The organism is Oceanobacillus damuensis (assembly GCF_001618145.1).
GTDB lineage: Bacteria > Bacillota > Bacilli > Bacillales > Amphibacillaceae > Oceanobacillus > Oceanobacillus damuensis.
This window is the reverse complement of record NZ_LQNF01000006.1, coordinates 148,682-161,400: the sequence shown is the minus strand read 5'-3', so window position 1 is coordinate 161,400 and position 12,719 is coordinate 148,682. Positions and strand designations below refer to the sequence as shown.

15 protein-coding genes are annotated in these 12,719 nt (G+C 39.4%); 4 read left to right on the top strand and 11 right to left on the bottom strand.

Translation table 11 applies throughout. The features are described 5' to 3' along the window. The first annotated feature begins 82 nt into the window (after positions 1 to 82). Positions 83 to 1,114: an aromatic acid exporter family protein gene (locus tag A4245_RS07995; RefSeq protein WP_067727193.1), complete on the top strand. Its 1,032-nt coding sequence runs from the start codon at positions 83 to 85 to the stop codon at positions 1,112 to 1,114. 11 nt (positions 1,115 to 1,125) lie between these two features. Here the strand turns inward: A4245_RS07995 and A4245_RS07990 are convergent, their stop codons facing one another. The 5 genes from A4245_RS07990 to A4245_RS07970 all read right to left on the bottom strand — a co-directional run bounded on the left by A4245_RS07990 (position 1,126) and on the right by A4245_RS07970 (position 4,637). Continuing rightward, a complete protein-coding gene (locus A4245_RS07990) occupies positions 1,126 to 1,758 on the bottom strand; it encodes a response regulator (RefSeq protein ID WP_067727192.1) in 633 nt (210 codons plus the stop codon). Continuing rightward, the gene (locus A4245_RS07985; protein WP_067727191.1) at positions 1,751 to 2,794 is read right to left on the bottom strand and encodes a sensor histidine kinase; all 1,044 of its coding nucleotides are present in this window, start codon (positions 2,792 to 2,794) and stop codon (positions 1,751 to 1,753) included. The genes A4245_RS07990 and A4245_RS07985 overlap by 8 nt, the downstream gene beginning before the upstream one ends. Then, positions 2,791 to 3,519, bottom strand: a complete 729-nt coding sequence (gene liaF / locus A4245_RS07980; protein WP_067727190.1) for a cell wall-active antibiotics response protein LiaF — start codon at positions 3,517 to 3,519, stop codon at positions 2,791 to 2,793. The genes A4245_RS07985 and liaF overlap by 4 nt, the downstream gene beginning before the upstream one ends. Before the next feature lie 102 nt (positions 3,520 to 3,621). Beyond that, the gene (locus tag A4245_RS07975; RefSeq protein WP_067727189.1) at positions 3,622 to 4,254 is read right to left on the bottom strand and encodes a PspA/IM30 family protein; all 633 of its coding nucleotides are present in this window, start codon (positions 4,252 to 4,254) and stop codon (positions 3,622 to 3,624) included. A 29-nt stretch (positions 4,255 to 4,283) separates the two neighbouring features. After that, the gene (locus tag A4245_RS07970; protein ID WP_067727188.1) at positions 4,284 to 4,637 is read right to left on the bottom strand and encodes a lmo0954 family membrane protein; all 354 of its coding nucleotides are present in this window, start codon (positions 4,635 to 4,637) and stop codon (positions 4,284 to 4,286) included. Positions 4,638 to 5,055: 418 nt separating this feature from the next. Between A4245_RS07970 and A4245_RS20355 the strand changes: the two genes are divergently transcribed. Together A4245_RS20355 and A4245_RS20775 are read left to right on the top strand one after the other, a co-directional pair. Further along, positions 5,056 to 5,232, top strand: coding sequence for a hypothetical protein (locus A4245_RS20355; RefSeq protein ID WP_199860661.1), 177 nt, complete (start codon positions 5,056 to 5,058; stop codon positions 5,230 to 5,232). Positions 5,233 to 5,422: 190 nt separating this feature from the next. Beyond that, complete coding sequence (locus A4245_RS20775; RefSeq protein ID WP_267886907.1) at positions 5,423 to 5,551, top strand: hypothetical protein; 129 nt, start codon at positions 5,423 to 5,425, stop codon at positions 5,549 to 5,551. Positions 5,552 to 5,878: 327 nt separating this feature from the next. Here A4245_RS20775 and A4245_RS07965 read toward each other — a convergent pair whose 3' ends face one another. From A4245_RS07965 to A4245_RS07945, 5 genes are all read right to left on the bottom strand, one after another. Beyond that, positions 5,879 to 7,288, bottom strand: a complete 1,410-nt coding sequence (locus tag A4245_RS07965; protein WP_067727187.1) for a hypothetical protein — start codon at positions 7,286 to 7,288, stop codon at positions 5,879 to 5,881. Then, a complete protein-coding gene (locus A4245_RS07960; RefSeq protein ID WP_067727186.1) occupies positions 7,288 to 7,839 on the bottom strand; it encodes an RNA polymerase sigma factor in 552 nt (183 codons plus the stop codon). Before A4245_RS07960 ends, A4245_RS07965 begins: the two co-directional genes overlap by 1 nt. 276 nt (positions 7,840 to 8,115) lie before the next feature. Beyond that, a complete protein-coding gene (locus tag A4245_RS07955) occupies positions 8,116 to 8,727 on the bottom strand; it encodes a DedA family protein (protein ID WP_067727185.1) in 612 nt (203 codons plus the stop codon). 284 nt (positions 8,728 to 9,011) lie between these two features. Beyond that, entirely contained in the window at positions 9,012 to 10,004 is a 993-nt protein-coding gene (locus A4245_RS07950; protein ID WP_067727184.1) for an LLM class flavin-dependent oxidoreductase, read from the bottom strand. Next, on the bottom strand, positions 9,994 to 10,581 hold the full coding sequence (locus A4245_RS07945; protein WP_067727183.1) for a DUF1836 domain-containing protein: 588 nt from the start codon (positions 10,579 to 10,581) through the stop codon (positions 9,994 to 9,996). Before A4245_RS07945 ends, A4245_RS07950 begins: the two co-directional genes overlap by 11 nt. Positions 10,582 to 10,721: 140 nt before the next feature. Between A4245_RS07945 and trhA the strand changes: the two genes are divergently transcribed. Further along, positions 10,722 to 11,369, top strand: coding sequence for a PAQR family membrane homeostasis protein TrhA (gene trhA / locus A4245_RS07940; protein WP_067727182.1), 648 nt, complete (start codon positions 10,722 to 10,724; stop codon positions 11,367 to 11,369). Between the two features lie 171 nt (positions 11,370 to 11,540). Here the strand turns inward: trhA and A4245_RS07935 are convergent, their stop codons facing one another. Beyond that, positions 11,541 to 12,596: a M42 family metallopeptidase gene (locus A4245_RS07935; RefSeq protein WP_067727181.1), complete on the bottom strand. Its 1,056-nt coding sequence runs from the start codon at positions 12,594 to 12,596 to the stop codon at positions 11,541 to 11,543. Positions 12,597 to 12,719: the final 123 nt, after the last annotated feature.

Genomic DNA, 12,719 nt, shown 5'->3' with positions numbered 1-12,719 from the left:
AATTTTTTTTCAAATAGTAAGAGAATAGGACTTACAGTAAAATTTCGAGACTTCGACATTTTTGGGAATTGAGGTTATATAGGTGAAGATTTATCAATTTATAGGTAGCAGAGTAGTTAAGACAGGAGTGGCTGTTTTTCTGACAGCCCTTATATGCCAATGGATTGGCTGGCCCCCGGTCTTTGCAGTCATAACAGCCATCGTGACGATTGAGCCGACAGTTTCAGATTCCATTAAAAAAGGGATTGTTCGATTTCCAGCCTCGGCAATCGGCTCGGCTTATGCTGTATTATTCATTTCTTTATTCGGTAATTCTCCGCTAACATATACAATGGCAGCTGTATTTACAATTGCTACATGTTACCGATTGAAGCTTCATGCTGGTTTGCTTGTGGCTACCCTGACATCTGTTGCAATGATTGAAGTAATTCACGGCAATTTCATGATTGCCTTTTTTACAAGATTAGGGACAACAACAATCGGACTTGGGGTCTCCACGATTGTAAATATGTTTATTCTGCCACCGGATTACAGAAAACTTATTCAAAAAAATGTAACAGATATCAAAGACCAAACCGCATTGCAGATCGAAAGAATTTTTAAAGCGGTGCTTACAGACAAACTGGAGAAAACATCCTCCATGCTTGAAGATTTAAGGAAGCTGGACAAAGATATAAAACAGACAGAAATGTTAAGCAGCTTTCAAAAAGATGAAGATAAATATCACCCACTAATCGAAACTGAACAGGAAAAGTTTCAGCATCTGCAAAATAAGCTTAGTCACCTGCGTCTGATCCATTATCATTTAAGTAATCTAATCCATAACCCGCTTATTGATCTGGCGTGGACAGAAAGTGAAAGGAACACAATATTGCTCTCTGTTCGAGGATTGGTGGACAGTCTACAGGATGAGACTTTATTCGAACCTGACGCACATTCAATACAATTGAAGGAGATAACAGAAATTTTTTGGGAGGATAACGAGGAAATTACAAAGAATAGCGAAATACACCCAACTAACTTCCCTCCGGAATTAATCATTTTATATGAGCTTGTTTCCATTTATGACCTCGTTGCTAAATTTTATGGAGAAAAAGAAAGAGGAGCCAATTAAAATGGCTCCTCTTATTCGACGAGATTATTTTTAAATGCATAAATGACCGCCTGTGTCCGGTCGTGCACTTCGAGTTTCCCGAGTATATTACTGACATGTACTTTTACTGTTTTTAGTGCAATATAAAGTTCATCAGCTATCTCCTGGTTTGTTTTCCCTTTGGCGATCAGCTGCAAGATTTCTCCTTCGCGTTCTGTCAACTGGTCATGCAGCATAGCTTCGGGCTTATTACGCATTCGGTTCATTATTTTGCCGGTCACTTCCGGCTCCAGTATGGACTGGCCACAATATGTTGCCCGGATTGCTTTTGCGATTTCACTCGCCTTTGATGTTTTCAGCATATAGCTTGTGGCACCTGCCTCTAATGCCGGGTATACTTTTTCGTCATCCAGAAAGCTCGTAACAATTATGATTTTTGCCTCTGGCCACTGTTCAATAATTTTCCGTGTCGCTTCTATACCGTCCATTTCTTTCATTACAAGATCCATCAAAATAATATCCGGTCTTAATTGCAATGCCAGTTCGACAGCGGGGACACCATCATCCGCCTCAGCAATCACATGGATATCCGGCTGTGCTGAGAGGTAGGCAGTAACCCCGATTCGAACCATTTCATGATCATCTGCAAATAGGACATTAATCATTATGCGCTTCCTCCTTTCCCAGCACGGGGACCTTAACTTCCAAGCGAGTTCCTTCGTCTGGAAGGCTGATAACTTTAAAGCTTCCACCTACTTCATAGGCACGTTCTTTCATGTTTTGCATACCATATGAACTTGTTTTTACTTTTTCCATATCGAAACCAATACCATTATCGGCAACCCTTAATATAATTGTTTCGTCCCGCTCGATCAGCAGGATATTCAATGTCGATGCTTTGGCGTGTCGCAGTGTGTTGGAGATTGATTCCTGTAAAATACGGAACAATTGATCTTCTATCCCTTTATCTACAGAAAATGCTTCCACTTTCGATACGATTTCCATCGGCACTTTTTGGGTAAGCTCCTGTAACAGTTCCTCTACCCCTTCCTGAAGTGACTTTCCTTTTAACGCCACCGGCCGCAGATGCAATAGCAATGCACGCATCTCCAGCTGGGATTGGTGTATCATTTTTTCCACCATTGTTAACTGCTTTTGAAGCGTTGGATCCTCCGGAGGGTTTGCATCATTTATGGCAGACATCATCATCGAAGCCGCAAATAGCTGCTGACTTACGGAGTCATGCAGCTCCCTTGCCAGACGATTTCTTTCCTGGACAACGATTTCCTGTAGACTCTTTTCTCTTTCATGCGCCCGTTCCGTGGATAGCCGCTGGGCATGTTCTGCCTGATTTCGGAGCTTTTCCTCCAATTGATCAATGCGTTGATGTATTCCATTCATCTCTTTAGAGGGTTCCTCAATAAGAGATATTTTCTGCCCCTTGACAATTTGATCAAGTTTACGCTCAACCTGATGCAGCCTCTGCTTCCAGTACCATCCAATCGACAGACCTGTAATGGTACCGATCAAAATAGCGATACCGAGGACCCAAACGATAAATGAAACATTGCCAAATCCCTCTGTCCATACTGCAGACCAATTTGCTGGAGGAAAAAACAGAAGCGTCACCCCCACCAGCAAGAGTGCAAACAGGACGCTAAAAAGAATTGCGGTAAACACGGGACGAATAACCTTATTCATATTCGCTTCACCTCGATATCTCCAGAGAGCAGTGAGGTAATTATTTTCACCCGTGGGTACGCTTTATCATAATTCGCTGTTTGATAAAATAGCGCACGATTCATTAACTTTCCTTCGTGTTTTCCTAAAATATGTGCCCGACCAAAAATAGAACTGTGATGTATGCTCAGTTCCACCTCATATGGCACATAGATTTCTATATTTCCTATAAAATGCCGTATCGATATGACAGCCGTATCATCTGGCAAAACAGTATTACTAAGATCGATTATACGATCTCCAAAAATGCCATGTATATTAACATCCTTCCACTGGTAGGCAGTATTCTCCGTTACTTGATCATCAAAAAGATTCTGGTCAAACAGAGGGGTAATTTCCAATAGTGTCTCTTCCCTGATTTCTCCACTTGGAAGAATTGGCTGATCATATTCCACTTCCTTTTTCGACTTCGAATAATGAATGATAAATAAGATAGTCGCTGCAATGATCAGGAAACGTACTGCCATCAAATTCAAGATAGAAAAAACGACACCGACGAGTGCTATCCAAAAGAGAATCTTTCCCCATAATTTATGAAAGTATCTCCAGCCAGCATACATAATTAATGCATAGAATAGTGCGGGAATGATGGTACCACCATAAAAGAAGGCAACCTCAAAAATAAGGAGAATCACCCCGATGATCAATATCCAATTGAAATAATCTGTTGATAGTCGTTTGAACATCGCAGTGAACCTCCTTTTTATGTATGTATACAGACGCAAAAGGTCTGCGCCTGTACAGTATATCATAATTTTTATTTTTTCTGCATCGTTTGATGCCGCTCTTTAATTGGCCTGTCCGTTCAGTTCCTTTTCAAGCTTCGCTATTTTACTGTCAAATGTGTTTTTATAGTAGGAGCTGTTTACTTTGTATTCCAGATTCTCAATATACTGCTCCATTTCGGCGAATTTGGAAAATGGCTTATCAGCTGTCTCTTCCACCACTCTGTTAATCTGATGGTTTGCTTTTGCAATATTTTCTCTGCCCATCAATTCCATTCGGCGCAAGTGCATGTCCTTCAAGCGATGTTTCATATCTTCATATTTTTGTTCCAGTGTTTCCAGCTGCTCCAATGCTTCTTCTCTGGAAGCTTTCATACGATCGGCCCGTCCTTGATATTCTTCATGTTCCTTTAAAGCAAATTCATGCATCGATTCTTCCCCAGCCTTGTCCGCTATCGCCGCCTGTTTCAGACGTCTGTCAGCAAGATCCTGGGCTTTCAGGTATTCTCTTGAAAATTCCTCTTTCAGCTTGTACTGGCGGTCAATCAGTTTTCTGACCTTTTCTTTCTCCTGCTCGCTTTGGCGCAAATATTGATTTAAAGCTGCAATCGGATTATTCTGTTCCTTCTTATCCAGCATCGTATGAAGGTCTGCTGAAACAGAATCTTTTATTCTTGTAAAAATATTTGTTGACATTTAAATCTCTCCTTTAAAATTTAATTTTCTTATCTGTTCAACTCAGCCCATTGACGTTCAAAATTGGTGAACGGATCATCATCTTTTTCCATAACATCAACCACCGGAACCTCATCTTTATTCCAATTTTTATAGATGAAGTAAAGGGCATACGCGGCAACTAAGCCGATTACAGCATACATATTGGAAAATGCAATGCTCATGATAAGCAGTCCTGCCAGGGCCCAACCCACTTTCGCTGCTGTCGAATCAGTTTTCATAAACTGTTTGAAAACGATATAAAGCAACCAGACACTAAGAGCGAGCAATACCATTGGACCAATGTTTGCCAACAATATTAAAAACGCAATCAGCCCTCCGACGAACAACATAAATTTTCTCATTTCGCTTCCTCCTTCCTTTATCCTAAACCAATCATATCCGTTAAAACGCCTCTCCGTAATGAGCCACAGCCATATTTCCAACTAAGCCCCCAGACCTATAGAGGTGCCTGTCACTCCCCGAATTTTGTTGATATTTGTCGAATAGAATTTACTCATATATAAAAAGCCCCATAAAATGATAAACTGACAATGTAAGTGGTCATAATCCAGTTCTGCCAACATTATTTATTTTGAAGCTATCAGAGTTTAATTGTCTTTTCTTTTTCTAATAATTTTAGGAATAGTATGGTAATGTTAAATAAAAGGTGTTGATCTATCTGGCAGGCTAATGCAAGAGCAATGATTAACTGATGTTCTGCTTTGATTACAGAGGAATTGGTTGCTCTTAAAATGAAATATAAGAAAGGATGTTTCAAATATGGCTTCAGATCTTACTACCATAGCAGCTATCGTTTCTATTGTTATATGGATTGCTGTCTCCCGAGAGCTTGTAAAATCTTCAAAAGGGAAGAACGGACGAAAGATAATAGCTTTAATGTCTGCGGGTACCTTATCGACACTAATACTGACCGTTTCACATTTCCAAAATATTTAGTTATAAAATTCCGTTATAATCAAGTTAATGGGAGAAAGAGAAGTATGCACTAAAACTCATCAAGATTAGAAAAATGGTAAGGTAATATGGAGAGCAGGTTATTGCGTTGATTAGTTCATGTGGCTCAGTTATAAGATGACAAAATAATTGAACTCTTAATAAAATGTTAAATTGGAGGTCATGGAAAATTATGAAGGATTTATTTGGCTTTGTTGCTAAACAAGATACATTTATTCGTATTAGTATTTATGTAGGAGCTGCTTTCATTATTTTATTTGCAGGTTATTTAATCGGAGGACTTATAGGAAGAATTTTTTAAAATATCCTAAGTGGTTATTCTAGTAAATGGTACTAACAAGGATTTGCCTTGGTATGAAATTTGAAAGTTGAATCTTAAGGTTCCATCTTTCATGCTTTAACGAACCGAACCAAATGTACGTCCAGTCATAGCCAGTAGGAGTAGAATAAAGATATTTAAATCTGGAAGTTTGGAACCTTAATATATTATTTCCATGCGGGTCAAAGAAAGTGATAAAAAAATTCCCAATTCCTTGTGGTTCTTAAATTGATCTAAAAAATCAGCAGGTTCACTTCCCACTGATTTTTCAGATTCAAAATTCAACTTATAAGATACGCATGCAACCGTTTAATGCCATTCTATCGAATCTATAAATAGATCTAATCTTTGTATATAGACACCACCATTATAATCTTCTCGATCGGCATGCTTATGCTTGTAATACCACTCTCCGCCTGATTCAAACAATTCGATATAACCATCGATAAACTCTTCATCCATTCCACTGTAGTAAGAGTAATGGTAAGGAATCGGTCCGCCCAAATCCTCGCTGTAAGAGAGATCAATGTCAAATGCGTCAAACATAATTTCTTTCCCATTTTCAAGTGGAAACCCGCTCTTTAGCTTTCCAAAGGCATAGAAACTGTTTTCAGAAACGTTTGGTTCTGTAAAACGCCATTCTATAAACTCACCATGTTCTGTCCGTTCCACTTCTGTACCACGGGGGAGATAGCTAGTCATATTTAGTTCCTCATTTTCATACAACTCCACATCGACTTCCTCTACTCCCATTGCGCCTATTTGCAATAGAACACTTTTTTCAATCGGTCTGTTGAATTCCGGATGAAGGTCACCTTCTGAACCATGAATCATATAGGGATAATCGGCGGCCTGCATGAAAGTAAAAAATCGTATAGGCAACATCCAGCTTTCGGTATCATCCAGTGAAAGCTCAGAAGTAAAAATCATCGGATGACCAAATAATTCAGAGATATACAATTCCATGAACTTCCCATTATCCTCATCAAAAAATGCCGTTATTTCTGCATTTTCTGTTTCAAACGGAAACACATTTTCATAAGGGAAAGAGACCTGGTGGCTTAACCTTATTTCGTCAATAAATTCATCAACAGGTATGGGTACCTCCTCAGCTTCCGCAAAACTGGCCGTCAACTCTTGAAGGCGGGCATCAAATTCTTCTTGATCATAATCTTCATTAAACAGCACGAGGTTCATTCGCTCTCCATTCGTCCCGGACATATGGATTGAATGTGCAGCGTCCCCTTCTGTTTCATCAATTGTCCAGGACCTAGGAACATAAACCTTTAAATCGCTGTTAAAAATACTGCTTGTCGGTACTCCGTTTATATCATCATAATCAAAGGCTGGCCTGTTCCATACAGTTTCTATTAAATTTTTGGATTCTTCGTTTTGTACATCCATGGCATTTTCCTCGTTCTGATGTACCACATCACGGCCATTTCCTTGACCGACTGTATTGTCAGAATTACTATCCCCTATGATTCCGGTGCTAAGAACTAACAACCCCGCAATTCCTGCAGCAACTGCGGTCGAAGCAATTCCAATCACGCGTTGCCTGAGCTTACGATGCTTCTTTTTTGGTTTGTGCAAGCCAGCTTGTTTTAAACCATCCTGAAAGGAAAGAAGACTTTTTTCACGTGCCTCATCAGAAGCTTTCATCCTTTCCTTATTCAGAGAGTCGAGAAATGTATCATCCTTTTGTTTACCTTTATTCATCAACTGCTCACCTCCATTTTGATATGTTCAGACAGTTCCTTTCTAGCCCGGCGTTGCAACGCTTTTATAGAAAGGTTCGTTTTACCCATAATTTCAGCCGTTTCTTTTATAGAAAAGCCCTCAATAAACCTCAAATGGAGAACAGTTTGATAATGTTTTGGCAGCTTATTCAGCGTTTGCACCACTTCAACCATATGTAATTTCCGGAGAACTGTATTCTCTGCTGATTCACCTCCGCCAGCTTTTGTTTCTATGACACTTCCCTCCATTGTGATCGACTTGCTCCTATGATTATTTTTTCGATAATAATCAATCACAACATTCCGGGCAATTTTGAAAACCCACGTTTTAAATGATGATTTCCCTTCGAAATTATGTAATTGTCTTGCAGTTTTAAAGAATACGTCCTGCAAAAGTTCCTCTGAATCATGATAGCTACTCGTTTGTAAGTAAATATAATTGAAAATAGGATCAACATAGCGGCTGTGTAATTTCTGAATGGCTAACTTGTCACCCCTGAGAATCTGTCGTATGAGTTCTTGATCTTCCATTAATCTAATCGTCCTCCTATTCTTCTCTCATCCATTATAGACGATAAATTTTAATAAAAGATTCTTAGAATTCATAATTAGGGATTAAAAGTTTGATCTAGTCATGAAGAAGAGTCAATATAATTAAATAATATATAGGATTTCTCCTTTCCGGACGCTTTGTTTTATCACAGCAAAAATGACGTATGCCTGCTTCATACGTCATTTGGTCTGTTATTTAATTAATATGTGCCACAAAACGAAACCCATCAAGTTGACCCATTCGTTCCTTCATTTTCACTGCGTTTTTCTTCTCTTCCTCACATACCAGACTGTAAATAACACGATTCCAATACCTGCCAATACATAGACAACAGTGGAATACATATCCATAAACCCGAGTATACCCTCCCAGTTTTCTCCCAAGGAAACACCGACTGAAATAAGTATTATATTCCAGATAAGTGTACCAATTGTCGTAAAAGTCAAGAATACAATGAATTTCATATTTGACATACCTGCAGGGATTGAAATAAGACTTCGTATTAATGGAATCATTCTGCAAAACAGTACCGTCCAGTATCCATATCTATCAAACCATGCATCTGCTTTATGAATATCCTCTTTGCTGACACGCAGAATATGCCCCCAGCGATCGACTATCTTCTCCAATCTTTCCACATCCATTAACAGACCGATGCCATATAAAATCATCGCACCGATTACGGAACCCAATGTTGCAGCAACAATGATGCCGATTACTGTTAATTCCGTATATGTTGTGAGAAATCCACCGAAAGGAAGAACGATTTCAGAAGGAATAGGTGGAAAAATATTCTCTAGCGCCATCATGAGGAAAACCCCGAGATAGCCAAGCTGCTCCATAATACCTGTAACCCAACTTTGCATAATTTCCTCCAATAAATAGTTTATCCATAAAAATGTATTACTTCAGAGTTACATTTATGTTTATAATAACTTTTCAGAAAACATGCCAAGTGAAGCACAGACCCTCTCTCAATGAAATGAAGTGAGCCTGCAATTATGGGTCTACCCTTCTTCGCTCACAACTATTCCCTTTAATTCCCGAATTTTTGAGACAGGACCTTAATGCCAGCTACATGCACAAGAAGAAAAGAACCTTTTAAATTCGACACAAGGTTCTTTTCTGATGACAATGCTCCCACTATATATTAATTTTTCAAACCAAATTCATTTGCCAGTAACTGATAGGACTTTCTTCTGGCCTCATAGCTATGTGTAATGGTAACAACCATAAATTCCTCGGTCTGGTATAATTCCTGCAGTTCTTCCAGCTTCGTTTTCACCATTGCAGGGTCACCGACGATCTGATTTTGCTTCATTTGTTTCATTATCTGCAATTCGTCATCTGAATAAGTATAAGCATTTGCTTCACTTACAGAAGGAACTCCAGCTTTTCCCCCACCCTTTGATTTCTGAACATTCCACAGAAGATTACTTTTTGCAAGTTCCTCAGCTTCTTCGTTAGTTTCTGCACAAATTACGGAGACTGTTACAAATGCATTCGGTTTTTCCTTTGAAAAATTATCATAATAACTTTTCATAATGGAGGGTCCATCCTCATTACTCATAAAATGACCGTATACATATGGCAATCCTTTTTCTGCAGCCAACAATGCACTCTTCCCACTTGTTCCGAGCAGCCATGGGACTGGAATGCTTTCCGGTACAGGAGCTGCTTTGATTTTTGAATACATATGGTCTTTTGGAAAATCTCCATGCAGGAAGTGAACCAATTCATCTATCTTTTCCGGCATTTTCCGTACTTGTTCCAAAAAATTTCCTGCAAGCGCAATGGACACTTCTGCAGATCCACCTGGCGCCCGGCCGAGTCCGATATCAATCCTACCGGGGAACATCGTTGCCAGGAGATTATATCTCTCTGCAATATGATAAGGTTTATAATTAGGCAAAAGGACAGCTCCCGAACCCAGTCGGATATTGCTCGTTTTCGTTCCAATCACTCCCAATAGAATATCAGGGGCAGGACTCGCCAGGCCATCCAAATCATGGTGCTCAGCGATCCAATACCGTGTGTAACCTAACTCATCTGCCAGCATTGCCATTTCAATTGTAGCCTCGAGTGCTTCTTTTGCCGTATTTCCTTTCGATACAGGCGCCTGGTCCAATATACTAAGTTTCATCCTTATCTGAATCCTTCCTCATATCGTCGACCATTTTTTCTGCGGCCCTTCGATAATAATTACTCATACTTGAAAAGGTCGAAACAAGCAATAGCTGTTCCAAATATGCTTCATCTTTTTGGTTAAGCTCCTTAACCTTCTTATTTACGTCAATCATATGCTCTTTAATATCCTCTTTAAACATTGTATTATTCTTGTCCATCAAGTCCAGATAGCTGCGATATAAATCCTGCAGCCTGATCTCTCCATCCGGTACTTTCGCATTCAATTCTTCAAGCGTAAGCTTCACATCATTGATCGATAAAGCGCCTTTCATTTGATAAATCAAGCTGATCAGGATCAAATGTTCCTTGGAATACTTTTTATTTTTGATTGGAAAAAAGAGTTTGCCCTTCGCGTAATTGTTAATCATTGTTTTTGTCAACACTTTTTCCTCGTCATTTCGCTTCGAATCAGCAAATTTATTCTCAAATAACTGAATAACCTGATCCATATATAAATCAATATTCGGTATATCTTCTAATGTTAATTGGTTACTCAGATTTAAGGATTCAATCAAATCATTTTCATTTTTCATCGTTTTAACTCCATTTAAAAAGGTTAATTGTATTATACGTGAAGTAAATCCCAAAGTAAAACATTGACTATATGTCATCATAGTTATATTATTTACATATAGTTTTTATAACTACATAATGAAGTGAAGGTGTGAAGTAAATGAATAAATATATTCGAGAACCGATCAATGGTTTTACACATTTGTTTGGAGCCATCATGGCAGCTGTTGGTTTGATTGCCATGCTTGTAAAGGTTTCAGCAACAACTAATTCTGTATTGGCATATACCGCCGTAACTATATTTGGTGTGAGCATGATCGCATTATACACCGCTTCGGCCACCTATCACATGGTTGTGGCAAAGGATCATGTCATTGCATTTTTACGTAAAATGGATCATTCCATGATATTTGTTCTGATAGCCGGTACATATACCCCATTTTGTCTGATTAGCCTAAACGGTGTGACAGGCTGGTCCCTGTTTGGCGTAATCAGCGGCTTGGCAATAGCTGGTGTCACTTTTAAGCTGGTATGGTTTCATTCCCCGAGGTGGCTGTCCACGGCTCTTTACGTTTTAATGGGCTGGATTGTCGTCTTATTCAGCAGTTCTCTCGCACCTGAACTTGGAATATACGGTATGATTTTCCTTGTTGCAGGCGGTATGTTCTATACAATCGGTGCACTGATCTATTGGTTGAAACCAAGCTTCCTATCCTTCAGACATTTCGGTTTTCATGAGATATTCCATATCTTCATTCTATTTGGCAGTCTGTGTCACTTTATTTGCATCTATGTATATGTTTTATAGAAAAGCGACTTTCATTGTGTGTTTTGACAGAGTAGCAGCTACCTCACAGTTTACATATTTTACGCCAAAACCAGTTTCAGCAGAACAACTTTACGCAGCCCGCGACAGTTACAAGAAGGCCTATAAAAAACGAACTTACCCATTGTTTAAACTGGTAAGTTCGTTTTTTGGTCAATATGCTATGATTTTGGAATGCAAATAATGGTAGAGCAGATTTTCCGTATGGATTAGTGATGTTTCATGGGTCCTTTCAAATGCATGGGAGGAATCGATACCCGGTCCGACCAGTCCATGAATAATATCATGACCAGAGCGAATTGCCGCAGATGCATCTGAACCATAGTAAGGATAGATATCCAGCTTGTAGCCAATCTCATTCAATTCTGCAATCTGGACCAAATGTCTGCGCAAACCATAATGGTATGGTCCGCTAGCATCTTTCACACAGATCGAAACCGTGTATTCATCCGTGGATTGGCCATCTCCCATGGCACCCATATCAACAGCCAGATATTCAACCGTTTCGGGAGTAATATTTGAATTTCCTCCGTAGCCGATTTCCTCATTATTGGAAATGAGAAAATGGGTCGTGTGAGGAAGCGTTACATCCTCTTCCTTGATACGTTTCATCAGCTGCAGTAAAATGCCGACACTCGCTTTATCATCAAGATGACGTGATTTGATGAAACCGTTGGCAGTTAGTTGTACACGTGGATCGAATGATACAAAATCCCCGACTTCAATTCCCAATGCCCGTACATCCTCTGCATTTTCCACCTTCGCATCAATTCGAACTTCCATATTCGTCTGGTCACGTTTTGCTTCCCCAGCATCTTTATATACATGAACAGAAGTCTGATGCAGTAAAATGGTTCCTGTCAGTACATCACCCGCAGAAGTATGAATCTCACAATATTCTCCTTCAATGGAGTTATATCGGAATCCTCCAATCAAATCAAGACGGAGCCTTCCATTGCTTTTCACTTCCTTTACCATTGCTCCTAATGTATCCACATGGGCTGTCAGCATCCTATGTTCCTTATTGTTTGCTCCAGGTATAGTTGCCATCAAGCCGCCTTTACGATTACGCTTCGTCTCCACACTTAAATCCTTTAAGTATTCTTCGACAAATTGAATGACTTTGAACGTATTTCCAGAGGGACTTGGAATGGATACCAGTTGTTTAATAAGGTCTTTCGTTTCGGTTACATTTGGATATGTATTCATCCTAAACTGCTCCTCTCAAAATATTTATATATTTATATTACAGCTAATTAACTTGAATGAACAGCAGGTGATGCACCTAAAACCAGCCTGCACCCATTCTGATAGGTGCAGGCTGTTCAAGCC

Coding starts and splice junctions, on each gene's coding strand:
- A4245_RS07990 (WP_067727192.1), bottom strand. CDS start 1,758: ATGATTAATGTCCTATTTGCAGATGATCATGAAATGGTTCGAATCGGG.
- A4245_RS07985 (WP_067727191.1), bottom strand. CDS start 2,794: ATGAATAAGGTTATTCGTCCCGTGTTTACCGCAATTCTTTTTAGCGTC.
- liaF (WP_067727190.1), bottom strand. CDS start 3,519: ATGTTCAAACGACTATCAACAGATTATTTCAATTGGATATTGATCATC.
- A4245_RS07975 (WP_067727189.1), bottom strand. CDS start 4,254: ATGTCAACAAATATTTTTACAAGAATAAAAGATTCTGTTTCAGCAGAC.
- A4245_RS07970 (WP_067727188.1), bottom strand. CDS start 4,637: ATGAGAAAATTTATGTTGTTCGTCGGAGGGCTGATTGCGTTTTTAATA.
- A4245_RS20355 (WP_199860661.1), top strand. CDS start 5,056: ATGGCTTCAGATCTTACTACCATAGCAGCTATCGTTTCTATTGTTATA.
- A4245_RS20775 (WP_267886907.1), top strand. CDS start 5,423: ATGAAGGATTTATTTGGCTTTGTTGCTAAACAAGATACATTTATTCGT.
- A4245_RS07965 (WP_067727187.1), bottom strand. CDS start 7,288: ATGAATAAAGGTAAACAAAAGGATGATACATTTCTCGACTCTCTGAAT.
- A4245_RS07960 (WP_067727186.1), bottom strand. CDS start 7,839: ATGGAAGATCAAGAACTCATACGACAGATTCTCAGGGGTGACAAGTTA.
- A4245_RS07955 (WP_067727185.1), bottom strand. CDS start 8,727: ATGCAAAGTTGGGTTACAGGTATTATGGAGCAGCTTGGCTATCTCGGG.
- A4245_RS07950 (WP_067727184.1), bottom strand. CDS start 10,004: ATGAAACTTAGTATATTGGACCAGGCGCCTGTATCGAAAGGAAATACG.
- A4245_RS07945 (WP_067727183.1), bottom strand. CDS start 10,581: ATGAAAAATGAAAATGATTTGATTGAATCCTTAAATCTGAGTAACCAA.
- trhA (WP_067727182.1), top strand. CDS start 10,722: ATGAATAAATATATTCGAGAACCGATCAATGGTTTTACACATTTGTTT.
- A4245_RS07935 (WP_067727181.1), bottom strand. CDS start 12,596: ATGAATACATATCCAAATGTAACCGAAACGAAAGACCTTATTAAACAA.